At 49.2% G+C, this 24,476-nt stretch carries 23 protein-coding genes and 1 pseudogene; 11 read left to right on the plus strand and 13 right to left on the minus strand.

Features of this window, described 5'->3' with window-relative positions; all coding sequences use genetic code 11:
- The first annotated feature begins 79 nt into the window (after nt 1-79).
- The 3 genes from PPA03S_RS10255 to PPA03S_RS10265 are packed head-to-tail and all read left to right on the plus strand — an operon-like array spanning nt 80 to nt 3,224.
- A complete protein-coding gene (locus tag PPA03S_RS10255) occupies nt 80-994 on the plus strand; it encodes a carbohydrate ABC transporter permease (protein ID WP_062322436.1) in 915 nt (304 codons plus the stop codon).
- Nucleotides 978-1,832 (plus strand): carbohydrate ABC transporter permease, encoded by an 855-nt coding sequence (locus tag PPA03S_RS10260; protein ID WP_062322438.1) that lies wholly within the window; start codon nt 978-980, stop codon nt 1,830-1,832. The genes PPA03S_RS10255 and PPA03S_RS10260 overlap by 17 nt, the downstream gene beginning before the upstream one ends.
- Nucleotides 1,833-1,886: 54 nt before the next feature.
- Nucleotides 1,887-3,224, plus strand: coding sequence for an FAD-dependent oxidoreductase (locus PPA03S_RS10265; protein WP_062322772.1), 1,338 nt, complete (start codon nt 1,887-1,889; stop codon nt 3,222-3,224).
- Nucleotides 3,225-3,731: 507 nt separating this feature from the next.
- Here the strand turns inward: PPA03S_RS10265 and PPA03S_RS10270 are convergent.
- The 4 genes from PPA03S_RS10270 to PPA03S_RS10285 form a co-directional block, all read right to left on the minus strand.
- Entirely contained in the window at nt 3,732-4,382 is a 651-nt protein-coding gene (locus PPA03S_RS10270) for an amino acid ABC transporter permease (RefSeq protein ID WP_062322440.1), read from the minus strand.
- Between the two features lie 123 nt (nt 4,383-4,505).
- Nucleotides 4,506-5,228 carry an amino acid ABC transporter permease gene (locus tag PPA03S_RS10275; RefSeq protein ID WP_062322442.1) on the minus strand — a complete coding sequence of 241 codons (723 nt, stop codon included), beginning with the start codon at nt 5,226-5,228 and terminating at the stop codon, nt 4,506-4,508.
- A 103-nt stretch (nt 5,229-5,331) separates the two neighbouring features.
- Nucleotides 5,332-6,165: a transporter substrate-binding domain-containing protein gene (locus PPA03S_RS10280; RefSeq protein ID WP_062322444.1), complete on the minus strand. Its 834-nt coding sequence runs from the start codon at nt 6,163-6,165 to the stop codon at nt 5,332-5,334.
- Nucleotides 6,166-6,215: 50 nt separating this feature from the next.
- Nucleotides 6,216-6,944 (minus strand): amino acid ABC transporter ATP-binding protein, encoded by a 729-nt coding sequence (locus PPA03S_RS10285; protein ID WP_082704083.1) that lies wholly within the window; start codon nt 6,942-6,944, stop codon nt 6,216-6,218.
- A gap of 473 nt (nt 6,945-7,417) precedes the next feature.
- On the opposite strand from PPA03S_RS10285, the gene PPA03S_RS10290 reads away from it, so the two are divergent.
- Nucleotides 7,418-9,031: a glycoside hydrolase family 28 protein gene (locus PPA03S_RS10290; protein WP_082704084.1), complete on the plus strand. Its 1,614-nt coding sequence runs from the start codon at nt 7,418-7,420 to the stop codon at nt 9,029-9,031.
- A 170-nt stretch (nt 9,032-9,201) separates the two neighbouring features.
- On the opposite strand, the gene PPA03S_RS10295 is transcribed toward PPA03S_RS10290, so the two are convergent.
- Nucleotides 9,202-10,062: an AraC family transcriptional regulator gene (locus PPA03S_RS10295; RefSeq protein WP_068964040.1), complete on the minus strand. Its 861-nt coding sequence runs from the start codon at nt 10,060-10,062 to the stop codon at nt 9,202-9,204.
- A 258-nt stretch (nt 10,063-10,320) separates the two neighbouring features.
- Here PPA03S_RS10295 and PPA03S_RS10300 point away from each other — a divergent pair, with 258 nt between their 5' ends.
- Entirely contained in the window at nt 10,321-10,779 is a 459-nt protein-coding gene (locus PPA03S_RS10300) for a cupin domain-containing protein (protein WP_062322448.1), read from the plus strand.
- A gap of 90 nt (nt 10,780-10,869) precedes the next feature.
- Here PPA03S_RS10300 and PPA03S_RS10305 read toward each other — a convergent pair whose 3' ends face one another.
- Nucleotides 10,870-11,697, minus strand: a complete 828-nt coding sequence (locus tag PPA03S_RS10305) for an aldo/keto reductase (protein WP_062322450.1) — start codon at nt 11,695-11,697, stop codon at nt 10,870-10,872.
- Between the two features lie 333 nt (nt 11,698-12,030).
- On the opposite strand from PPA03S_RS10305, the gene PPA03S_RS10310 reads away from it, so the two are divergent.
- Nucleotides 12,031-13,287, plus strand: a complete 1,257-nt coding sequence (locus tag PPA03S_RS10310; RefSeq protein ID WP_062322452.1) for a DUF445 domain-containing protein — start codon at nt 12,031-12,033, stop codon at nt 13,285-13,287.
- A gap of 88 nt (nt 13,288-13,375) precedes the next feature.
- Here PPA03S_RS10310 and PPA03S_RS34355 read toward each other — a convergent pair.
- From PPA03S_RS34355 to PPA03S_RS10325, 4 genes and pseudogenes are all read right to left on the minus strand, one after another.
- A pseudogene (locus tag PPA03S_RS34355) lies at nt 13,376-13,522 on the minus strand (DUF1093 domain-containing protein); the annotation flags it as partial.
- 19 nt (nt 13,523-13,541) lie between these two features.
- Nucleotides 13,542-14,273: an ABC transporter permease gene (locus tag PPA03S_RS10315; protein ID WP_062322454.1), complete on the minus strand. Its 732-nt coding sequence runs from the start codon at nt 14,271-14,273 to the stop codon at nt 13,542-13,544.
- Nucleotides 14,274-14,285: 12 nt separating this feature from the next.
- Nucleotides 14,286-15,035 carry an ABC transporter permease gene (locus PPA03S_RS10320; protein ID WP_062322456.1) on the minus strand — a complete coding sequence of 250 codons (750 nt, stop codon included), beginning with the start codon at nt 15,033-15,035 and terminating at the stop codon, nt 14,286-14,288.
- A complete protein-coding gene (locus PPA03S_RS10325) occupies nt 15,035-15,952 on the minus strand; it encodes an ABC transporter ATP-binding protein (protein ID WP_062322777.1) in 918 nt (305 codons plus the stop codon). The genes PPA03S_RS10320 and PPA03S_RS10325 overlap by 1 nt, the downstream gene beginning before the upstream one ends.
- Before the next feature lie 156 nt (nt 15,953-16,108).
- Here PPA03S_RS10325 and PPA03S_RS10330 point away from each other — a divergent pair, with 156 nt between their 5' ends.
- From PPA03S_RS10330 to PPA03S_RS10355, 5 genes are all read left to right on the plus strand, one after another.
- The gene (locus PPA03S_RS10330) at nt 16,109-16,822 is read left to right on the plus strand and encodes a response regulator transcription factor (protein ID WP_062322458.1); all 714 of its coding nucleotides are present in this window, start codon (nt 16,109-16,111) and stop codon (nt 16,820-16,822) included.
- On the plus strand, nt 16,822-18,210 hold the full coding sequence (locus PPA03S_RS10335) for a sensor histidine kinase (RefSeq protein ID WP_062322460.1): 1,389 nt from the start codon (nt 16,822-16,824) through the stop codon (nt 18,208-18,210). The genes PPA03S_RS10330 and PPA03S_RS10335 overlap by 1 nt, the downstream gene beginning before the upstream one ends.
- 536 nt (nt 18,211-18,746) lie before the next feature.
- Nucleotides 18,747-19,028 carry a hypothetical protein gene (locus PPA03S_RS10345; protein ID WP_062322464.1) on the plus strand — a complete coding sequence of 94 codons (282 nt, stop codon included), beginning with the start codon at nt 18,747-18,749 and terminating at the stop codon, nt 19,026-19,028.
- A gap of 82 nt (nt 19,029-19,110) precedes the next feature.
- Nucleotides 19,111-20,355, plus strand: coding sequence for a Tle-like phospholipase domain-containing protein (locus PPA03S_RS10350; RefSeq protein WP_062322779.1), 1,245 nt, complete (start codon nt 19,111-19,113; stop codon nt 20,353-20,355).
- Between the two features lie 51 nt (nt 20,356-20,406).
- Nucleotides 20,407-20,679 (plus strand): hypothetical protein, encoded by a 273-nt coding sequence (locus tag PPA03S_RS10355; protein WP_062322465.1) that lies wholly within the window; start codon nt 20,407-20,409, stop codon nt 20,677-20,679.
- A gap of 178 nt (nt 20,680-20,857) precedes the next feature.
- Here PPA03S_RS10355 and PPA03S_RS10360 read toward each other — a convergent pair whose 3' ends face one another.
- The 3 genes from PPA03S_RS10360 to PPA03S_RS10370 form a co-directional block, all read right to left on the minus strand.
- Nucleotides 20,858-21,628 carry a YcnI family copper-binding membrane protein gene (locus PPA03S_RS10360; RefSeq protein WP_245683569.1) on the minus strand — a complete coding sequence of 257 codons (771 nt, stop codon included), beginning with the start codon at nt 21,626-21,628 and terminating at the stop codon, nt 20,858-20,860.
- 315 nt (nt 21,629-21,943) lie between these two features.
- On the minus strand, nt 21,944-23,659 hold the full coding sequence (locus PPA03S_RS10365) for a copper resistance CopC/CopD family protein (RefSeq protein WP_062322470.1): 1,716 nt from the start codon (nt 23,657-23,659) through the stop codon (nt 21,944-21,946).
- A 159-nt stretch (nt 23,660-23,818) separates the two neighbouring features.
- Nucleotides 23,819-24,475, minus strand: a complete 657-nt coding sequence (locus PPA03S_RS10370) for a response regulator (RefSeq protein WP_062322472.1) — start codon at nt 24,473-24,475, stop codon at nt 23,819-23,821.
- Nucleotide 24,476 lies beyond the last annotated feature (1 nt).

Raw genomic sequence — 24,476 nt, forward strand, 5'->3', positions numbered from 1 at the left:
GTAAATGTATAGTTCACCTTATATAGAATCGTCGCAGAGTTCAGTTTTAGAGGGGAATTTGATAAAAGGGGGCCTAACTGTGACCCATTCACGCAAGCGTACAGGAAGAGGGCCGCTCGCCAGAGAGGCCCAGATCGCGGGGTGGCTGTTTATATCCCCGATGGTGCTCGGGTTTACCTTGCTGCTGCTGTTTCCCATGGGTTTGGCGCTATACATGAGCCTGACCGACTGGCCGCTGCTGGGGGATCATCACTTTATTGGACTGGAGAATTACCGGAATGTGATGACAGACGCTATGTTCTGGAAAGTACTTGCCAATACGGTCTATTTCACTGCGGGGCTGGTGCCGCTCAATATAGTGCTCGCCCTGCTGCTCGCATTGCTGCTATCCCGAAGCATTCGCGGCATCGGGATTTTCCGAACAGCTATTTTCGTTCCGGTCATGACTTCGCTGATTGTATGGGCCATCGTATGGAAGCTGATGTATGCGACAGAGTCGGGATTGATCAATCAGCTTCTGTTGATGGTAGGTATAAAAGGTCCGGCCTGGCTCTACAATCAGGATCTGGCGATGCCTGCCGTTATTGTGACGAGTGTATTGAAAAATGTGGGCCTGAATATGGTGCTGTTCATTGCAGCCATTCAGCAGGTACCGCGTTCGCTATACGAAGCTGCTACACTGGACGGCGCGGGCAGAAGGGGAACCTTTTTTCACGTCACGCTGCCCATGATTACGCCAACGGTCTTTCTAACCATGGTGATGACCGTGATTGGCTCGCTCAAGGTGTTTGGGCAGATCTACGTCATGACACAGGGCGGGCCGAGCAACAGCACGAAGGTATTGGTCTATTATATCTGGGAAAAAGCTTTCAAATTATTTCAGTTCGGCTATGCTTCTTCGCTTGCGTATGTACTGTTTTTTATCGTGCTAATCCTGACGCTGCTGCAATGGCAGCTTCGAAAGAGGTGGGTATTCAATGAAAGCGATGCCTAGTTCTTCAGGTCGGAAGATAGGAAGTACCCTTGGGACATATTTGTTGCTTACCCTGATCTCGCTAATCATGATTGTTCCATTTATCTGGATGATATCGACGTCATTCAAGGAGCCGCAGAGCATATTTACCTATCCGCCGCAGTGGATACCAGAACCATTTCGATTTCAGAACTACATCGATGTTTTTCGCTTGATTCCGTTTCACCGATTTTATTGGAATAGTGTCTACATTTCTGCGTTAGTTGTGCTGGGAACGGTGTTCTTTGCATCTCTCGCCGGGTACGCCTTTGCCAAAATTCCGTTCAAGGGACGCAATGTGGTATTTCTCATCCTGCTGAGTGCGATGATGATTCCCCATGAGGTGACGGCAATTCCCATGTTTCTGTTCATGCGGCAGTTGGGGTGGATTGATACACATCTTCCGCTGATTTTACTGCCGATCTTTGGGGCGGGCGGCGTGTTTGGCATCTTTGTGATGAGGCAGTTCTTCATTACGGTACCCACCGAGCTGGAGGAAGCGGCGATGATTGACGGCTGCAACCGATTCCGGATCTATGCGCGAATTATGCTTCCGATTGCCAAGCCCGGTATGGCTACGTTAACGATCTTTACTTTTGTGACGATCTGGAATGAGTTTTTCGATCCGTTGATTTTCATTAACTCGCGTGAACTGATGACGCTGCCGCTTGGGTTATCCCTGTTCACGGATGAAGTGGGTACAGCCTGGCAATATCTGATGAGTGCCACCGTCATGGCGACCCTGCCACTGCTGATTGTCTTTTTCCTGGCACAACGGCGCTTTATTGAAGGAGTTGCCATGACAGGACTGAAAGAGTAGCCCATGCAATAGAACGGAAGGAGTGATAACTTGAGTGAACGGATAAGTATGAGTATGAAAAAGGAAGAAGCGGATGTGGTTGTTGTGGGAGGGGGTCCGGCGGGTATAGCGGCAGCCATCGCTGCTGGACGACAAGGTGTTCGAGTAGTACTGGTGGAACGGTACGGGTTCGTTGGTGGAATGTCGACTGCCGCCATGGTCTACCCTTGGATGACCTTCCATACGGAGAGTGGTGAACAGGTGATTCGGGGCATTGCCCAGGAGATCGTGGACCGACTGCAGGCGGGTGGCGGTTCTCCAGGACATCTGCGCGATACGGTTGGATTTGTGCATACCGTTACGCCGTATCATCCAGCCATCTATCAGGTGGTTGCGGCGGAGATGCTGCAGGAAGCCGGTGTCCGCTTGTTATTGCACAGCTTCGTGGATGAAGTGGTCATGGTAGATGCTCGGGTGAAGGCGGTGCGTCTGACGAACAAGTCTGGCCGCATGGAGATCAGAGCGAACGTATTCGTGGATGCCAGCGGTGATGCGGATGCGGCTTATCTTGCGGGCGCCTCTGTGGCAAAGGGGCGAGACGGCGATCACCAGTCACAGCCGATGACGATGAAATTCAGAATGCGTGGTGTGGATCTTGGACGAGTGAAACAGTACATGCAGGAGCACCCGGAGGATTTCTATGCCAAGACGCCTTTCTCCGAGCTGGACAGTATTCCGTTAACCGGCGTGAGCGGCTTCTATTCCCAATGGAAAAAAGCGGGTGTGCCAATTAATCGTGACCAGGTGTTATTTTTTACCGGACCGGCTGAAGATGAAGTATTGATTAACTGCACCCGGGTGCAGGGGCTCGATGCCACAGATGCGGAGGATCTGACCTCTGCTGAACAGGAAGGCAGGAAGCAGGTGCTGATGATCGCTGAGTTCTTGCAGCGCGATGTGCCTGGATTCGAACGGGCCTCAATCTCAGCGGTAGCACCGCAGATCGGTATTCGTGAATCCCGGCGGATCATCGGGCACTATGCGCTGACCCAGGCGGATGTGGTAGCAGGGCGGAAGTTTGACGATGTAATCGCCAGAAGTGGCTATCCGATTGATATTCATGATCCTTCGGGTCAAGGCGTCGTAGCGGCTTTTATAGAAGGAGATGGGGCGTACGATATTCCGTACCGCTCTCTGATTTCCCGGAATATCTGTAATTTGCTGGCGGCAGGACGCTGCATCTCGACGACACACGAGGCTCACGCAACGACAAGGCTGACTCCAAGCTGTATGGCTACGGGAGAGGCAGCGGGAACAGCCGCTGCATTAGCTGTGAAGATGAACCTTGTTCCGTTGGAGCTGCCGATCGCGGTACTACAGGCAGAATTACGTCGCAGCGGAGCGGCGATTTGAGGGTGAACGGAGTAGTGTGTGAGTGGCAAGAACGTGTCCGAATGTGAAGTTGATCCTTGGAAAATGGGTTGGACGTCCGCAGGCAATTTCGAAGAAATTTCTCAATAAATTGTATTGGAGAGGGCTGGGCTGGTTGATCACGTAGTCACTCTGTAGTAAATTCTAACGAACCCGAGACATCTTATTCGGGCATTTAAACTGAGATGTAAAATGTAACGAACCTCAGGGAAGTTATTTCGCCGAAAACGATAAAATAGCTGGTGAGAGAGGGGAAATCGGGGAAGTAAGACGTCCCCGATTCGTTAGATTAGAAACTGTCTCAAAAATGGTTAAATAAGCTTCCCTCAGTTCGTTAGACATTGGTGGGAAGTTCGTGAATTTATGAGCATATCTGTAGGCCCCAAAAAAACTCCAAATCCACTGTATACGTGGATTTGGAGCCTTTGGGGCGCTTTCACTCTTTTCATCAAGTTGGTTCTTTCCTTCTTGCCTTATTCCTTCCGTGCATCAAGTCATTCGTGCTTCAAGCCGCCGTGCCACAATGGACAGCGTGTAGTTGATGACGAAGTACAATACGGCTGCGAGCAGCAGGGCAGGGATGACATAATCGAAGCTTTGTCCCCCAAGAATCTGCACATTGTGCATCAGCTCAGGCAGAGAGATAATGATCGCCAAGGACGTATCCTTGAGCAGAGAGATGAACTGGCTCACCATCGGCGGCGACATGCGCCGCAAAGCCTGGGGCATAATAATGCCGCCGAGTGTCTGCATGTAGCTCAGACCGGATGAACGGGCGGCCTCTACCTGACCGCGCTCAATCGATTTGAGCCCGCTGCGGACAATCTCTGCGATCATGGCGCCTTCGAACAGGCTTAGTCCAACGACTGTGGACCAGAAGGCCGACATTTTGATCCCAAGCTGAGGCAACACAATATGAATGAAGAAAATGATTAGCAGCAGCGGCAGATTCCGGATCGTATCCACGATGACGGCTACAATCTGTGACAAGACCGGAATGCGGGTGTACCGAATGGTACCGAGCACCGTTCCCAGTACAAAACTGAATACAATGGACAACCCTGCGACTTGCAGAGTGATCAGGAAACCGTGCAGCAGGAAACGAAGGTTGGGCCAGGCATAGGCCCCGCTAAAGTCCATAATTCATCAGCCTCCTTCTGTGTGCGGACAGGAAAATGTAGAAGATAGAACATCGGTTGCATAGCATAGTAGGGATGCACCTTGAGTTGATGTGCTGAACAGAGAGAGAATATAGCTCAAATGTTACATCGTGACCTGACCTGCTGGTTTGGTCTTTTTCGGTTTGCCTTTGGTCCTGCCGGCGTCTGCATCACTTTGTCCAAACCTACGCTCCATATAGTGAACCAGGAAGCTGAGCGGCAAGGTCAACACCAGGTAGAACAGCGCAACAATGGTGTAGACACTCAACGGCAGGAATGTATCCGAGTTGATCAGGTCGGCAAAATACATCAGATCCATGCCGGCCACGACCGCCAGGATGGACGAATTTTTGACCAGGTTGATAAACTGGTTGCCAATGGACGGCAATACAATCTTGATCGCCTGCGGCAGAATGATCAGGTTCATGGCCTGTACGTAGGACAGACCGGAAGATCTTGCGGCCTCCAGCTGTCCGCGAGGGACTGTCTGAATACCCGCCCGGATCGCTTCGGCAATGAAAGCTGCAGTATAGATGGTCAAACCGAGTGTGCCGGAGATGAATCCATCCAGTGAGATCCCGAGTGCCGGCAGTCCGAGATAGAAGAAAAACACAACCAGCAGCAAGGGGATGTTGCGGATAAACTCAACAAAAGCCGTGCCGATCCAATTGAGCGGTCGGATGGGTGATATTCGGAATATGGCCATAATGGCGCCAAGAATAAAGCTGCCGATCAAGGCCATAATGCTCACCTGGATGGTATTGAGGAAGCCTTCCAGGAATCGATCCGAGTGTTTGATTAGTATGCTGAAGTCCAATTTGCCCATGTAGGCGAAGCCTCCGTTCTCCAGATGTAGAAACGGCGACTACGTCCTGCCCATGCAGCGCATATCACAGGCGAAGTCGCCGCTTGACCATCATTAATCGGGGTTACTCAGGCTTGCTGCCCAGCCATTTCTCATGCAGCGTATCGTATTCTCCGCTATCCTTCATACTTTTGAGCAGGTTGTTTACTTCTTCAACAAAGGCAGTGTCACCTTTGCGAATGGCCATGCCGTAAGGTTCACTTGTGAAATTACCGCCAACCAGCTTGTAGTTGTTATCGGTCTGCTGCATGCCGATCAGGATGATATTATCGGTCGTCAGTGCCTCGCCTTTACCTGCTTTGAGTGCAGTGAAGGCATCCTGATAATTGTCGTATTCGAGCACCTCGGCATCCGGGGCTTTCTCGCGAATATTTTGGGCCGAAGTGGAGCCTTTCACAGCCAGCACTTTCACGCCACCCAGACTATCCAGACCGGTAATGGTGCTGTCATTTTTTACAAGAAGGGACTGCCCGGCTTCAAAGTAAACATCGCTGAAGTCCACTTGCTCCTTGCGTTCGTCCGTAATCGTCATCGTGGCGATGATGATGTCAATATCACCATTTTGCAGCATCGGAATCCGTGTTTTGGACGTTACTTCTTTCAGTTCGACCTTGGTTTCGTCCCCGAGGATCTGCTTGGCGAGTGCTTTGGCAATATCAATATCGAATCCTTCGGCTTCTCCGCTTGCGGGATCTTTCAGCCCGAACAACTTCGTATCGTATTTCACGCCGGCAATGAGCTTGCCGCGCTCTTTAATCTGTTCAATCGTCCCTTTGGCCGCGGCATCCCCGCCTGAACCGCCGCTATTACTGTTTTCCTCGCCTGTACTACAACCGGATAAGACAAGGGATAGAATCAATACGAGCATAAACGACGACCACTTCAACCTATTCTTCATTGGATAAAGACCCCTTTTCGAAATGGATTATGGTATCAATGTTGTGAATCTCAGTGGTGAATCAGACGGCTCAGGAATTGCTTGGCCCGTTCTTCCTTCGGGTTGTCGAAAAACTCAGCGGCGGCGGCTTCTTCCACAATCCGGCCTTCATCCATGAAGATGACCCGGTCTGCGACCTCGCGGGCGAACCCCATCTCATGTGTCACAACAACCATCGTCATCCCGTTATGGGCCAGAGATCGCATGACATCGAGCACTTCCCCGATCATTTCGGGGTCCAGCGCGGAGGTGGGTTCGTCAAAAAGCATGATTTTGGGTTCCATGGCGAGACCTCTTGCAATGGCTACACGCTGCTGTTGTCCACCGGACAACTGGGAAGGATAGCTGTCTGCTTTGTCGGCAATGCCTACGCGGGTCAGATATTTCATCGCTGTCGAAGCTGCCTGTGCTTTGGGTTGTTTGCGCACCTTCACGGGTGCAAGGGTAATGTTGTCGATGACTTTTTTGTGAGGATAGAGATTGAAGTGTTGAAATACCATGCCTATGTCTCGGCGGAAGAGGTTGATGTCCACCTTTTTCTGATGTAAAGGGACACCACTGACGACAAGTTCACCTTCGGTAATCGTCTCCAGGCGGTTAATGCAGCGGAGCAAGGTACTTTTGCCTGAGCCGGAAGGGCCGATAATCACAACGACCTCTCCTTCTTCAATGTGAAGATGAATATCTTTGAGGACATGAAAATGACCAAAATGCTTCTGGACACCCCTAAATTCAATCAAGAGTACACCCCGTCCTTTCTGCCACGTTTGTTTAAGAAGGAATAATAAGGAATAAATTGAAACTAGTTATTTAATCATACATACTCATCCTGCCAAAGGCAATTGGTTTGTTATAAAACATGACATAAGTAATAGGTATTATAGGGCTATAGCCCAAAATTATGTTATATATTTGTCATATTATTAAACCCTTTGTGACGAATCCTGACAGAAAAATGAATCCATTCTCCTAGTTGTTTTACAACCATTGGAATAGTTGTATAGAGTATACTGGAAGAGATATTCAATTTATGACTCTGATCATAAAAACAAATAACATGAAGTTCTAATCGCACTTGGCAAAAAAGATCAACCTGGCTGCCTTGGGACATTGATATGATGGAGTGAGATGCCATTTCATTGAAAGAGTGTTGTGCAATAGCGTTAAGAGTCCGAGTCCGATCCCATTCCATGTAGAGAGGATGTTCTGAACGATGAATACATATTACTCCCCGCTCCGTAAAGGTCAAGGTATTGAATCCGATATGCAAGGTTATGAGGTCACGTTACCGGACATTCCGGCCCGTGAATTTCAAATTACGGATTTTGGAGCTGTAGGGGACGGTGTTACGGATAATACCGAGATGTTTCGTCTGGCCATTGCGACTTGCGCAGAAGCCGGCGGCGGTCGGATTGTTATCCCTGCGGGGATCTGGCTGACGGGTCCGATTGTCCTCCGCAGTCGAATTGAACTTCATGTTCAGACAGGTGCGCTGGTTACGTTCAGCCGCAATTTCGATCAATATCCCTTGATTGCGTCCAGCTTCGAAGGTTGGCAGGCAGTGCGGTGTCAGTCGCCCATTGATGCGGAACATCTGGAGGATATCGCAATTACGGGCGAGGGCATTTGGGATGGTGGTGGTGAGGCCTGGCGCCCGGTGAAGCGTTCCAAGATGACTTCCTCGCAGTGGAACCAGTTGGTTTCATCCGGTGGTGTTGTAGAGCAGGCGGATGGAGATAATGCGATCTGGTGGCCCTCGACTTCGGCCCTTGAAGGGGGTGCTATTGTGAATCGTCTGCATGCGGAGCAAGTGCGTGATGTGGCAGCTTACGAGGGAGTCAGAGACTTCTTGCGCCCTAACATGGTTAGCTTGCGTCAATGCAAACGGGTGCTGCTGGACGGCCCAACGTTCCAGAACTCGCCTGCATGGAATCTGCACCCATGGGCATCGGAGCATGTCACGATTCGTAACGTGAGTGTGCGGAATCCGTGGTTCTCCCAGAATGGGGATGGACTGGACATAGACTCCTGCCGACATGTCGTGGTGGAAGACAGTGTATTCGATGTGGGTGATGATGCAATCTGTCTGAAATCCGGCAAAGATTCGGAAGGGCGGGAACTCGGTCTGCCATCGGAATACATCACTATTCGGAACTGCACGGTGTATCACGGTCATGGCGGTTTTGTCATTGGCAGTGAAATGTCTGGCGGCGTGCGGCATGTGCGGGTCTCGGACTGTACGTTTATCGGAACGGATATTGGGCTTCGCTTTAAAAGCGCACGTGGACGCGGCGGGGTGGTTGAAGATATTCAGGTGGAGCGCATCTATATGAAAGATATCATTATGGAAGCCATCTCGTTTTCTTTTTTCTATGCGAATCAGGAAGGCACGGCTCGAGGCAGCGATCTGTCCCATGAAATCAGCGAAGAGACCCCGGTGTTTCGGGATATTCGAATTTCGGAGGTCGTCTGTGCGGGGGCAGAGACGGCGTTGTTGGTGAGCGGTCTGCCGGAAATGCCTTTGGACGGTCTGGTGATTGAAGGCTACCAAGTGAATGCACGTAAAGGGGTGCACTGCGCGCATGCGAAACATCTGCGGATTGCCGACCTGAACGCGCATATTACCGAAGGATCGTTGATTCATTTGCATCAGTGTAAGGGTGCGGAACTCGAAGCGATTGAGGGTGTGGGCGCGGACGGTCGGCTTCTGACGGTGACAGGACATGAATCAGCAGGGATTGTATGCCGGGAAAGTGATGCAGATACAGAGGGGCGACAGATCTCGGTCGGTCCTGAAGTACGGAGTGGTGTAATCATTCGCAGGTAAAAAATGCTGTTTGGCTAAAATGGAGAGCGATTGTCGTTATTCATTACGTATACAATCTCTAATGTCCATGTTAAAAGGAGCGTGCCGCAGGTCCATTTCTGACCCGTGGTACGCTATTAGTTGAATTGTCCGCCTAAGAAGGAAAGGGAACTGGGTCGGCATGTGGTTTTTTATGACTGAACCCCTTGTTCTTTGCGATACCGGAGCGGTGTAGTTCCGGTTACCTGTTTAAATGTTTTATTAAAATGAGCCGTGTGCTCGAATCCTACCTTTTCCGCAATCAATTGCACCCGCTCCTGAGTCGAAAGTAAACGTCTCTGTGCTTCGCGAACCCGTACAACACGCAGATATTCACTAAACCGGAAGCCGGTGAACCGGCTGAACATCCGGCTCAAATACGATGGGCTGATATAAAAGCGCGCTGCTGCCTCTTCCAACGTAAGGGGTTCACTATAATGATTATTCACATATGTTGCAATTTCACTGATCTTATCCTGCATCGGATGAACCGGACCCGGTGAGGTCTGACGGGTATTCTCTTCAACCCGGTGGATATTAATCAGGACCTGGGCAAGCAGGCTTCTGACTGCGATTTCATAATGGGGCCTGCGTTCCTTGCATTCCTGCAGCATTTGCCACAACATTCGTTCCATTTCAGGCTGGTCCGCTTCGGGGAAATGCAGCAGCCTTGAACAATCAAAGGGCAGCAGACCGCATAGGCCGAGCTCCATTCCGGTGGCAAAAGTAGGCGAGAACCCAATCAGAATCCGCTCGAATCCGGGCGTGTTTCCTTTGGACGTTGTATGTATATCATGAGGATTGATCAGGATCAGATCGCCTTTGCTGGCGGTGAGAAGCTGCCCATTCATGGAGTAGACGCGTTCTCCTTCGAGGAGATAGTACAGTTCGTAAAAAGGATGGGCGTGAGGCTGTGGCATGGCGTTTCCATCATGTCTGCGCATATATTCAATGGTGAATGAATTCTCGCCAATTCGATATTTGGGTCCAATCCGATCCTCTATAACACTCATAACACGGCTCCTCTCTGCGGCAGCTTGTTTACGGTTATCCATATCATAACGGAAAATCCAGTTTGTTGTAAACGCTATCATAAGGGTGAGAGCTTAGGTTAACCTGTATGAATGGAACGCTAGGCCAGATGAAAGAGGTTGGGCCTGTCTAACCTGGAAAGGTGACAAAAGTCTATTCATGTTTTACAGTAGGGATAGTGAGGCTGCACTCTGGATATGGAGTACCTCCAATACGATTTGGAAGGAAGGAAACAGGTTATGACGACACATGAATTATCGCCATTGGTTGCTGCGCTGAATATGCAGCCCCACGTTGAAGGCGGTTGGTATAAGGAAGAATGGAAGGCATCTTATCAAATTCCACAGTCCGTCCTGCCGGATACATACTCGGGCCCTCGATTCTCGGCAAGCTCGACGTATTTCCTGCTGCACTCGCATGAAGTCTCGGAATGGCATACCGTTCTGTCCGATGAGCTCTGGTTGTGGCATAGCGGCAGCCCGGTTGAATTGAAATTGGGCGGCAGCGGGGAACACCCGGAAAATGAGGAAGTGCTTGTATTGGGTATGGATATCGAAGCGGGGCAATCTCCGCAGGTGCTCGTCCCGGCCGGCGTATGGCAAACGGCACGTCCACTGGGCGATGAGCCTGTGCTGGTAACGTGCGTTGTAGCACCAGGCTTCCATTTTGATGATTTCAAATTGGTTTCCAAGGGCTAATATAACTATGAATAAACAAGCAAAATCCCGCTCCAGGTGCGTCTGTATCCGGAGCGGGATTTTTTTGATGGTTGAAATCCTGATTATATGTTAAAAGTTAAAGTTATCCGGATCAGAACCGAAGCGTTTATTCTCGTTCAGTTGATTAATGTGCTCGACTTCTTCCGTCGTCAACTCAAAGTCGTAGAGATCTGCATTATCACGAATGCGCTGTGGTGTAACCGATTTCGGTATGGTCACAATGCCATTTTGCAGATCCCAACGCAGGATAACCTGTGCAGGTGACTTGCCGTACTTGGCAGCAATGTCCTGAAGCAGCGGATGTTCCAGGAGATGTCCCTGACCAAGTGGAGACCAGGCTTCGATCTGAATCTGATGTTTGCTGCAATACTCCCGAAGTTCCGTCTGGATCAGAAGCGGGTGGAGTTCCACCTGATTCACGGCAGGTTTAATGGTGGCATCCGCCATTAGGTCTTCCAAGTGATGAATCTGGAAATTGCTTACGCCAATTGCACGGATGCGTCCTTCTTTGTGCAACTTCTCCAATGCTCTCCAGGTATCCTTGTACTTTCCTTTGACTGGCCAGTGAATGAGGTAGAGATCCAGATATTCCAGTTCGAGTCGTTCCATACTGGCTTCGAAGGCTGCCAAAGTGGATTCGTAACCTTGATCCCCGTTCCACACTTTGGTCGTGATGAACAGATCCTCGCGAGCGATTCCGGATTCACGAATACCCTGGGCTACACCCGCTTCATTGTTATACGCTTTGGCCGTATCGATGCTGCGGTAACCTGTTTGAATCGCCGTTTTGACAGCTTCAACCACTTCTTCTCCGTCCTTCACCTTAAATACGCCAAAACCCAGCCAAGGCATTTTGACTCCGTTGTAGAGTGTCGTTGTGTCCTGCACGTGTTTCATGATCCGAAATTCCTCCTTTGATTCATCAATGATTTCATGATGTAATTACCCTGTGGTCAGACCGCCAATCGGGAAAAGGGAAGCCGTCTGTATTAATTATACTAAACCTCGCTGGCATTGGAAAAGAATACAACCTTTTCGGGTAGGGAAAACCCTTATTTTATCCTTTTTCGCCAGACAGAGGTTTGGTTTTGACGCTTGTGGGTGATAAGATGAAGTATACGAAATATGGAAGTTAAGACTTCGCTAGTGGAGAGTTTACATAAGAAACGAAGAAGTGCGGAGTCGGACTGTTCCGGGCCGTGCGATTGACGATAAAGGAGCAAGATTACAATGGCTAAACCTAAACAAACCAAAAAAGCTGCAGCCTGGTCTCTCGTGGTGATGGGTGCGGGATTTGCTGCATCATTGCCGTTCCAGGGCGGTGTTGTGGGCAAACTGCTGGTAGGCTCATTTGAAGCGGGGTTGGTAGGCGGACTTGCAGACTGGTTCGCTGTAACAGCGCTGTTCCGTCATCCGCTGGGTATTCCAATTCCACATACGGCACTGCTGCCGAAGAATCGGGATAAGATGACCGAAGGTCTGGTCTCTGCGGTGGAAAATAACTTGCTGAACAAGGATAGCATCACCGAGAAAATCGCAGGCTTTAAAGCGGCGGAGACGGTACTGGATACGTTAACACGTGAACTCCATAGCGATGGAATCAAAACCATGATTGATACACTCTGCAAACGCATCCTTGCCGGTCTTCCGCTGGAGCAGATTGCCCCACTGGTGGCGGGTGAGATCAAATCACAGGCAGGAGCCTTCGATCTGGGTCCGATTCTGGAACGGGCTTCGATCCAGATGAGTGAGCGTGGATATGATGCCAAAGCGCTGGACTACGGCCTGAAGCAGGCAGAGGAGTGGCTGGTGAAGCCAGAGACCATTATGTTTTTGGGCGAAAGCGGTCTGAAGGCGATCAGCGGAATCCAAATGAACGGATTGATGCAATTTGCGATGAATGCGTTCATGGGCTATCTGAACGAGGAGCGTATGGGGAGCATTTTGCAAGGGTATCTGTTTGACCGGGTAGAGGACATGAAGCGGGAAGGCAGTGCTCTCCGTTACAAAGTGCTCGATCTGCTGCGAACCCAGGCTATCCGACTGGCGATGAGTGAGAGTGTGCAGGATGGAGTCAACGGCTGGAAGAACAGCATGCTGGATGGATGGAACGCCGAGGAAACCGTGCTGAACAAGCTGGTCGAGCTGAGGGAGAGGGCGCTGGCTGCGATGGAAGATGGACAGTATGTGGATACATATGCGCTGCCTGCCATTGAGCGCGTTTTGTCTGATTTGCGTGCCGATGAAGCATTGTTAGCAAGCTTGAATGCCAAGATAGTGGAAGGCGTTACAACCCTGCTGGAGAAAAACCATTCCAAAATCGGCAACCTTGTGCGCGAAAATGTGGACAAAATGGACAATGCCTCCTTGATCTCACTGATCGAGGACAAAGTAGGGCAGGATTTGCAATGGATTCGGATTAATGGGGCCGTTACCGGTTTCATTATCGGGATTGCGCTGACTGCCCTGCGGATGGTGTTAGAGTAACATGCAAAGAGCCACCCTTGATGAAGGGGCAGGCTCTTTTTGTTATGCCAATTATCGATGGGTAGATGGTTGTAGTTGTCCATGTCCCCTACTTGGAGGTTAGCTGTTTCACGGGTCCGGGCAAATCGTCTGCCGTAACCTCTTCCCAGTGCGTTACGCCACGCAGCGTGGATACATATAGTTTCAGGTAGGCACCATTTTTAAGTAGCTTGCTGGTAGAAAAGTTCAGTGTTTTGGATTTTCCCTCATCCGGTTTAGGATGATGCGATGTCTTTGTATTTCAGGCGGCGTATGGACCAGATAGCAAACAGAAGAATAAAGAGACTGTTCATCAACAGAAAGACGATATTCTCCGAGGAAGTCAGTCCCTTCTGGCTCAATACGCCCATGCCTATGGTTAACAACGAATAAGGGAATAACATGCCGATTTTCAGCACATACATGCCCAGTCCGAGAAAGACTGCACAAAGGCTGATGCCAATTGGCGTAGCGAAGCTTCTTATCCGTATCGATAACCCCAGTTGCAGTGCAGCAATGGATATAGCGGCGAACCATCCTCGTAGGCTCCACACTACGGTTTCCATCGGGAATGGACCCGGAATGGTGAACAGCTGGCCTGCTGCCCAGTACATGAGCATGAAGAAGGCTTGAGCCGAGAAGATCAATATGCCGACAATGACCAACTTGGCGACGAAAAGGCTGGTGACCGACATTGGAGAAGCCAGAATCATGTTCCAGTTGCGATTGCTATGTTCCAGGCGGCATACAAAGGCACAACAAATGGCGATCAGAATGGGTAGGAAGAACTCCCCATAAAATAAACTGACCTGTGTCCACAAGCTGTACCACCCGTTTTGCAAGGCCGGTTGATTGAAATAAAAGTTAAAGCATCCGATGAGCAGGCTGATGATCGGCAGAATTGCCAGTACCAGACTGATCCGGGAATGCCGAAGTTTAAGCCACTCTGCGGAAATGCTCCTCAGCATGTGTTTCCCTCCTCAAATCTCTTGTCTTGAAGCATGAATATTTCCTGCAAAATAGAAGATGGCAGCCATCAACAAGGCGGCTAAGAAAAGACCGACAGGCAGCATACCCGATACATAGGTACCCGAAGATGCGCTGTAAATGTAAGTGACAGGATTCAGATCCATGTAGTAAGACCATATGAAAAGGTGACGTACGCCTGCTGGAAACAAACCCGATGTTGTTCCAATGAATCCGCCCAGCATACCTAGGCATAATGCAAAGGCCTGATTGCGGACCGTAAGAGACAACCATTGTTGGAGTGCCGTTATTGCAAGCGTAGTTAACAATGTCCCTGCAGCGAACTGCACAAGCAGGGAGAGTGGCAGCGGTCCGGGAATATTTTTGGATAGACCAAAACCTATAATGAAGACAGCCTGCGCAAGGATACCATACAGGATCAGGCTGTTCGCACATATGTATTTGGCTGTGTAGACGTGATTGCGTCCGGTGTTGGTCGTCATAAGCATCTTCCACGTGTTCCCTTTATGCTCCATGTCACAGATGCGAGATACAACGATAGCCGATATAATCGGCAGAAACAGACCGTTCATGGAAGCTATGCTGAAAATCAACGCTTCCCAGCTCGCATTGGCTTCACTTCGGGAGATGGAGATACTCATGGACATGGAAGCCCAGATCATCTCTGCGGCCAGAAACAGGGTTAGCATGATCCAGATTTTTTTGCGGCGGATTTTGAAATACTCCAGGGACAGGGCTTTCATTACAAGCTCCGCTTCTTTCCGGTCAGATCGAGGAACATATCCTCCAGACTTTTTTTGTGTTCCTCAATACGGATAACGGGAATATCGTGTTCCACCAGCACCTTGTTCATCCGAGAGACTTCCTCGTCACGAAGATAGTCAAACACCAGCTGCTTTCCGTGGACTTTGGGCATGTAGCCTTGAGTCAAAAGTATTTTCTCTGCCCTTGCCGGGTCTGTGGTCTGAAAACGAATGGTAGCCTTGTTGTTGGCCTGAAGGCTCTGCATGGTTCCCTGGAACAGCAACTTACCATCGCTGATAATACCCACTGAAGTAGCAATCTGTTCAATCTCTGACAACAGGTGGCTGGATAACAGGACTGTTATGCCATATTGACCCGGAAGGGACTTGATTAATTCCCGGATCTCACCGATCCCGGCAGGATCAAGTCCGTTTGTAGGCTCATCCAGAATAAGCAGGCTTGGAAAGGCAAGCAGGGCCATGGCAATACCAAGTCGTTGCTTCATCCCTAGGGAATACTGATCGGCCTGCTTATGTTTTTGGTTTTCGAGTCGGACAATTTTGAGAGCTTTATCAATATTTTTGTTCGGTACGTTCCGCAGTCGCTGCATGACTTTCATATTCTCAAGTCCAGTCAAGTGGCCATAATAAGATGGGGATTCGATCAATGATCCAGTCTGGTTCAGAATGGACGGACGATGCTTATTCAGATCTTTGCCGAACACCTTTACATTGCCATCGCTGGGTTTGATCAGACCCAACAACATTTTTAACGTGGTAGTTTTGCCTGCTCCGTTAGGACCCAAAAAGCCAAAAATCTGTCCCGTTTCAACCGCCAGATTAACCTGGTGTACGCGGTTAGTACCGCCATAAGATTTGGACAGGTTATGAGTTTCCACGATGGGGGAACTGTTCATCATTGATCTCAACTCCATTTCACTAGTGTCTCTGTTGCTCTAAATATAGATCAGGCTTCTTGCTCGTGGCTGAAGATATCCTTACATTTACCTTAAATGAAAATGGAAAATATCGGGTGAATAGCTTTATCATGTATAATGAAAAAGGTGATATGTATGGACTTAATGAAGAATAAGAAAATATTGATCGTTGATGATGAGCCCGAAATTCGGGAAATGATTGAGCGTTTTTTACGTAAAGAGGGTTTTTTTCGGGTATACACGGCCGATAACTTCGTGAATGCCTTGGCGGTATGCAGGCTAGAAAAGCCGGATGCAGCCATCCTGGATGTGATGCTTCCGGATGGGGATGGTTTCTCTCTGCTCTCTTCGATCCGGTCATTCTCGGACATGCCCGTCCTGTTCCTGTCAGCGCGTGGTGAAGATGAGGATCGACTGCTCGGTCTGGGCCTGGGAGCAGATGATTACATGGTCAAACCCTTTCTTCCAAGAGAGTTGATCCTTCGGCTGATGGCCATTCTGAAACGGGTATATGCCTCTAATACGGTGGAGAGATTGCCTGTATTCCGTTTGGGTGGACAAACCATTGATTTGGAAAGCGCTGTTGTACGGGGGAGAGATAGGGAGCTTCCACTGACAGCCAAGGAGCACGCCATACTGATCAAGTTGCATGAGAATCAGGGCCGGATTGTAACCAGTGATGCCCTGTGTCAAGCCGTATGGGGAGACGAGAGTTATGGTTATGAAAATACACTTATGGTGCATGTTCGACGAATTCGGGAGAAGATTGAGCAAGACCCATCCAAACCGGTATTTCTGCTAACGGTTCGGGGGCTTGGTTACAAACTGATGGCTCAGGAGTCCAGGTAATGGATGGCGTTGTTCGAATCCTAAGAAGGTTCGTCGGATCTACCATTCTGGTATCTGTGGTGCTGTTATTGTTCAATCTAATTCTGCTAGGTTCGCTGATCTTCAAGGAAATTCATGAGGGTCTTTCCCCCGGTGCGGTTGTGAAACAGATGGCCAGTGGCCTGAGTAAGGGCGAGCAGGGGGACTATGCGCTAAACAGCGATGGAATGCAACTGCTGGATACATATCAGGCTTGGGCAATGCTGCTCGATCCCCAGGGCAAGGTACAGTGGAGCGAACGTCTTCCGGCTGAAATCCCGCGCTCTTATAACGTGACGGATGTTGCGAAGTTCTCGCGATACTATCTTAAGGAATACCCGGTGTACGTGTGGGAACGTGAAGATGGATTATTGGTTGTAGGCTACCCTAAGAATACGTACGGAAAATACCAGTTCGACTTTCTGGCAGAGTGGCTCAAGTCATTGCCTATTCGGATCATACTATTGTTGGTGTGTAATGTGGCTCTTGCTCTACTGGTATCCATACTCATTGGAACGCGGGTGATCCGTAGTATTCGACCGTTGATCCATGGCATTCACGCACTGGCAAAGGAAGAGCCTGTTCACGTCGAGACCAAAGGTATATTTAATGATCTGTCACAAAGCATCAATTCAACATCCCGCATGCTTCAGGACAAGGATGATGCGCTAAAAGCGAGAGATGAAGCGCGATCCAACTGGATCGCAGGCATTTCTCATGATATACGGACACCCTTGTCCATGATTCTGGGTTACGCGAGTGAGTTGGAGGAGCAATCGGATTTGCCGGCCGAGCAGAAACAGCAGGCAGCCATTATTCGTCGTCAGGGTGAACGTCTGCGATCACTGGTCAGTGATCTGAATCTGGTATCCATGCTGGAGTATGAGATGCAGCCCTTACAGTTGAAGTCGATTCGACTCTCCGTTCTGGCGAGGCAAGTTGTTTCGGATTTTTTGAACAATGGCTTGGATGAACGATATCCGATCTCGCTACATGTTCAGGACGAGAGTCTGCATGTGATGGGAGATGAGCGATTGCTGTATCGTGCAGTAACGAATCTGGTACAAAACAGTATTAGGCATAACCCGGACGGGTGTGCAATTGAGCTGGAAACGATGCGTGCAGCGGAGGATTTATTTTGTGAATTTGTGGTGTCTGATGATGGAAAAGGGATTCCCAGAGAGTACCTAGACGATGTGGTGGTTCTCCCTTATACCGCAGGGCGTATACGGCCTTCCCACCAGGGCCATGGTTTGGGACTTCCCATGGTATCAAGGATTGCTCAGGCCCACCAGGGAAAGCTTATTCTTGAAAGTGAAAGCGTAGAAGGACTTAGAGCTGTATTGAAGTTGCCTTGCTGGGACACATGACAAATTGATTGGACGATGTAAACGGTACAATAGTCTCGTACGCGAACAGTTGTCTGAAACGGGGCACAGACAGTATGGATAAGGATTGCGATAATGCTGTTAACAGAAGAAATGGGCTTTCTTTTCTGCATAGGACGTGTTGAAGAGAAAGCTTTTGGTTACATATGAAAAAAAGAATAGTTAAAATGATGCAAAATCAGTTGAATTGGGTAATGTACACCGGAATGCTTCATTGGAATCATTTAGGAACAAAGATACATAAAAACGATGCCAACAGCCGATGTGTCCATGGTAGTTTTATACTATGATGCAGATAACAGAAGAAAAAAGTGGATAACTAATGGGGCCAGGTCGCATAAGCTAGATCATGATGACCGTGGAAGTGTTGGGCGTTTGGGGAAGTGGGACAAGAAGTTCGATAGGGCTATTCATGAATCGAAAAAGAAAAGGTGATTGATATGAGGTTGAAGCGACCATTCGCATGTATACTTTCTTTGATCATACTATCCACTTTCATTTTGGGAGGGTGTCAGAACATGAAGGAAAGTGAAAAACAAGCCTATTTTAAAGAAGCGGAAGCAGAGGCTGTAAAATATCTGAAGAATAAATATGAGTTGGATGTAGTCATCACGAATAAAGAGTTGCTACCTGAGATGGCGCTTGATTCTATTGCCATGGAAGGACATGTGGTTGATCATGAAGAGCAAGAATTTACGATCGCGTACGATTATGAGGATAAAAAAATCAAAAACTTTGGCATGAGTCCAGCAATAAAGGAAGCTATTATAGCAAAGGGATATGATCCGTTTAACAAATAAATCATAATTCAGGATTGATTTTCTTGGAGGTGCAGCAGTTGTGAGCGAATCACCAAAAATTGATGATGAAACATACAACAAGATGTCTGAATTAGCTTATGAGAACCTGAAATCAGGTGTCGAGTTTGAGGACCTTCCCGGATGGCAGGTCCTTGAGGATACTTATGGAAACAAAAAATCCGGGTTTGATGCGGTGACCTTCTATAATCCTGAGACCAAACAGGCGGTTATCGCTTATCGGGGCACGGAGGGAAGTGCATCGTTGGATCGCAGCGCCCCTGACTATTATGCGGACGCTCAAATCGGTTTGCCTGAGCTTGGCAGAAAGATCGAACAAAGTACTGACCTTACACCTGATTGGTTGGCTAATGGAATTCAGAAGGTAAGAGATGTGACCGGAATTACTAAAGTCGAGAATGCTGTGGGAGAACTGGATAAAAAGCTGGATAAGACATTCGGACTGGGCCCCAACCAAATGTATGAAGCGGAAGACTACGCCAATGATATGCAGAACAAATACAAGGATTTGGATTTTTCGCTGACAGGACATTCGCTTGGAGGGGGGAATGCCCAATATGCAGCTGCATACACGGGACTTACCGCGGTGACGTTCAGTGCGCCATCTGTAATTTCCAGTCTCACACCAGAGGCGAAACGAAAGGCTGAAGAGGGTGGGTTTGATGGCCAAATTATCAACTACGGACATCCCGGAGATTTTGTAACCAGCGGATTTTTTGGTGGATATGATCGTCACGTCGGTTCCATGTATTATATCAATTCCAACTACAAGGATATGAATGATGACATGAGCATGATGGATAAAATCAGTAACACCTTTGGTGGTGAAGAATACCACAGTCTGAAACAGTACAAGTTCGAGAACGGCTATGTTTCCAACGATCTATACGATCCGGTTACAGGCGAGAAAATCAGTTATTCACCACGTCAGCCATCGAATGTCCTGTCTGATCTCGCGGCATTTATGCGGAACCTGGGTGGGCAAGCAGGCAGCCTTGCAAGAAGCGTCGCCGCAGCAGCATCTGGTCTGATTCAAGTAACGCCGGAAGAACTGAAAAGTGTCGCCGCCCGGTGGAAGCAAAATGCACAACAGTGCAATGCAGAGTTGAATACGGTAAGGAGTCGGATGGCCCAATACCTGCATTCCAGCCGTAGTCGCAGACTTGAGCCTATCGTCACTCATCTGGATGCATCTATTAACGAATTGAGCACATGGCACTTGAAGCATACCAGCCAGTTCCTGGACTTCATCGATGCCAAGGCTGACGCCTTCAAACAGGCGGATGAGAGTCCGGTCCATTTTAATTAAGTTTCAGGTGTGGCCGATTTGCTAAATCACGTACATAAGGAGGGAACACGAGTGAGCGGACAATTGCTGGTGGAATTAAACGATCTCCGAATTGCGGAAAAAGAACTGACACAACTGCTTGCCCGACTGCAAGCCGATGAGCAGGAAGCCCGGATGTTATATGGCCGGCTTAATGATTGGAAGGGACAATCCGCTGATTATACAAGAGAGCAGATTGAATCGTTCTTTGCCGGTCTGTCGGGAAGGATTCAGTCGATTGAACAGCAGAAGAAGAGTTTACTGCAATACATTGAAGTAATGATCCAGACGGATGAGGGACGATAGTGAAAAGAGCCGTAAAGGACGCTGCTCTAATCAGTGAGCACAAGCATCCGTATGAAATCGTGGTCAGTGCAGTGTATGGATACAGATGACAAAAAGGAGCCTCAGCACATCGGGACAGACCCCCTATGCAAGAAGCTCCTTTCTTTTTCTATCTACATGTTAGACTGCAGGGTAGCTTTTAACGTTTTTTGCGACGTGTTGCCAGAGCAATACCCAGGAAGGACATAATCAATGCCAGAATGGATACGATCAGCGTTGCCTGTTGCAGCTTCAATGTGCCGGGGTCGGAATTTGTATTGTTTGGCTCACCTGTAACGGTATCGTCCAAGGCGTCTCCCAGAGTGGTATCATCGTCTGTCTTGTTATTATCACCTGTTGCTGCTTCATCATCATGACCTGCATTGCCGGCTGTGCCTGCACTATCATGACCTCCGCCTGCAGCAGCATTACCTGTAGCCGCAGGATCTTCACTGATGGCCGTGATGCTGTGCGGGTTGCTGTCACTTGGTCCGCCTGTCCATTCCACGATGCTGCCATCGCTATAATACTGGAATGCATCCCAGGCTACTTCCGTTTCGGCATCCGGATTCTGTGCCACGAAGTTGAACTGCTGGAATTGACCAGCCAAAATCCCTTCGTTGTCTCCGTCCACTTCCCACGTGATCGATGTTACTTCATTGGAATCATTTTTCTCCGTAGAGATTTTCCAGCCAGCCAGCGGTTGGTATTGTTTGAATGCAACGCCTTTCGGTACTTTCAATGTAACTTTGGTGGTAGGCAGCTCTTTTTCGGATGGAATCTTGATGCTATACGTCTGCCATGCTCCCGTTTGTGCCACGGTTGGGTTAACAGTGACGTGTGCGCTGGCGAATCCGGCGAACAGCATGAGTGCAGCGGCGCCTGCAGTGAGGCTTGATGTCAGCTTGGAAGTCCATGATGTTTTCTTCAAAATAATGTACCCCTCTCAATTCTTATCATTTATGTTTCGGCCCATTTTCTAAAATAAGTGCCTGATGTTCTGCACAGTCACCGTTCCGGTTACGAATCGTTCTTTCAATCGCTGTTATTCCCAGATTTTTTTTGATCCACTTTATAAGTGGAAATCCGGGAATAGCGTATGCTTCCGAAGCAGCTTTCTTGCAGAAAGCTTTTAGGCGAACGTTGCACTTCTCCAGAACCGATTTCGTCCCCTTCACTACAATTGCAGCTTGTTGAGACACTAATTTTAGATGGGGTCGCGTTTCAAATCTGAATCGGTTTAAACCTACGGATTAGCGGTGTCGATCTCAAATTCGGCATCCAGCGAATCCAGAGATCGGGTTAGTAGATGCACTTTGATGTTCCAGCGTCCTGGCATGGAGATATACTCTTCTGCCTCGTATACGCCAGTATCATTTTTCGGAATTGTAATCTCGTATATGCCCATATCCATATCCAGGTGGGTCAGTGACAGTGTGATCTGTTCCAGGTCGTTAACTGTAGTGCCATCCGGTTTCTTCACGTCGACCTTGAACTGATTCTCTCCGGTGACATTGGGGCTTATCTGGAGAGTAATCGTCGTGCCATCATCCATGGTCTGCGTTTCTTTGTAAGGTCCTGCAACTGCTGGTTGTCCGGGAGACAGGTGTGTCAGCACGGCGGCCAGCGCAAGTACAACAGCCCCAGCGATCAGCTCCGCCTTGAGACTGCCGGCGAGTCGGTTTCCGCTGCCTGCACGTGCCATTCTGGCATGGCGCGCAGCTAGCACAAGCATGACAACAAGCAAGACCACTTTGGCGATAAGCACGAGACCATAAGCCGTTGTGAACAGCGATGTAAATATAGGTGCTGGCAAAATGATCAAGCTGCTGTATATCCCCGTAGCGACGAGAGCAGCAACAGCGCCAATGCCCCAGGCTGTAAAGCGCCGTATAGCCGTCCAATAGACTTCTCCTCGCACAGTAGAGGGCAGTTTATCCGCGAGCGGAGGCAGACACACAGCCATGGCGGTTAAAGCGCCGATCCAGAAAGCGGCTCCGATCAGATGAACAAAGTCCATTGCAATGGCTAGCGTGCGTTGTTCGGCCGCAGCCGGATGTCCTGTCATCGCATGGGTGAACAACCAGCCAAGAACGAGGACCAGTGATCCATATGATGACCAGATCCGGATACGCAGCGAGCGATCCCGGTCATATCCCGAGAGGATGGTCACCGCCAGCAGCATCACAATGAGTATCTGTACCATCCAGATCTGGCCAAATGACGTCAATTTGAGTGCGCTGCCCATCAGTGCCCAGCTGAACTCCCCGATGGAAACGCCTGATTCATACAATGTGTTCAGGGGCAGGCTGATCAGAGCGGCAGCTGAAGCAGCGCCATAGCTGATCCATAACAACCTGTAGCTTCTGGGTACTTCCAGAGGTTCTCTCGCCATGGATGCAGGTGCAATCCGGAACAGCAGGAAGGTAAGTGTGCCCAAAATCACAGACAACGCTAGATACTGAATCCAATCTGTCAGTGATAGAATCCATTTTAACGGCCCGCCAACCTGCCCTGAACCTGAGGTTAAATCCGCAAGACCGGCAGGAGAGCCGGAAGGTTCTCCAATATGAAACACATAAGCGCCCTGAATGGGGTGACCATCGGCGGATACAGCCTTCCAATTCACGGCGTAGGTTCCGTTTCCAAGCCCGGTACGAAGACCGGTCTCCAGAATATGAGGACGAGCCTCATCGACATGCACATTGCCGTCATCAGCCTGTGCCCCGTCCGGTCCAGTGATTTTAATATCAAAAAAGGCCGTTTGCAAAGACTCGTTGAACTCGAGAGTCAGACGTTCAGGTGCCGTCGCAACCAGTTCGTCTTCACCTGGTGAAGCCTGTACGATATAAGCATGGGCAGAAGCCCATTGCGGCATAACAAGGCAGAACAATACCATCAGGGCGGTCATCAGTGCCCAGTGCCGTTTGCCTAATTTGACAGTAAACCTTCCCAAAATCAAAAAATCATCACCCTTAGGTCTAGAATTGTAAGTCTTTCTTTGTTAATTACGCACAATCTATACCATTATAACTTTGTCCAAAATCATGCCGTATGACTACATTGGGCTATAAAAAAACGAAATGATCCATCGAATTGTGACAAAAACATGAATGCTGGCCTATTTACGAAGCTTCCGGCCCGCGAGTCCGCTTTCCAGTGCGTAGCGGGTCAACTGCACGCGATTTTCGAGCTGGAGTTTTTGCAAAATATTTTTCAGGTGATTCTTCACGGTTTGATCCGAAATGCCAAGCTGGTCCGCAATCTCACGATTCGTGTATCCGGCAGAGACCCATTGCAGGATTTCCAGTTCACGCGTGGTTAGAGGATTGTCCGGTACATCTTCGCTGCGCGGCGCAGGAAACTCCTGAAGAATACGGTAGGCAAGTTCTTTACTCAAAGGTGCATCATCACTTACGATGGCGCGAAGGTATTCCAGCCAGGTGGAGGGGGCCAGGTTTTTGAGCAGATATCCTTGAGCTCCTTGCTTTAGCGCTTCAAACAGGTAAGTTACATCATCCGATACCGTGACCATGACAATGATAACATATGGAAAGCGCAGTTTGATCTGACGGGTGGCTTCGAGCCCATCCATATCCGGCATTTGCACGTCCATCAAAATCAGATCGGGCATCCATTGCCCGGTAAGCTCCAGTGCCTCCAGTCCACTCGAAGCAGTGCCAATGACCTCAAACAAGCTGTCCTCGGATAAAATACTGCAGATCGCTTCACGCGCATGCGCGTGATCGTCGACGACTAATACTCGTACAAGTTTCATA

Origin of the sequence: Paenibacillus pabuli NBRC 13638 (assembly GCF_001514495.1) — a bacterium.
Taxonomy (GTDB): domain Bacteria; phylum Bacillota; class Bacilli; order Paenibacillales; family Paenibacillaceae; genus Paenibacillus; species Paenibacillus pabuli.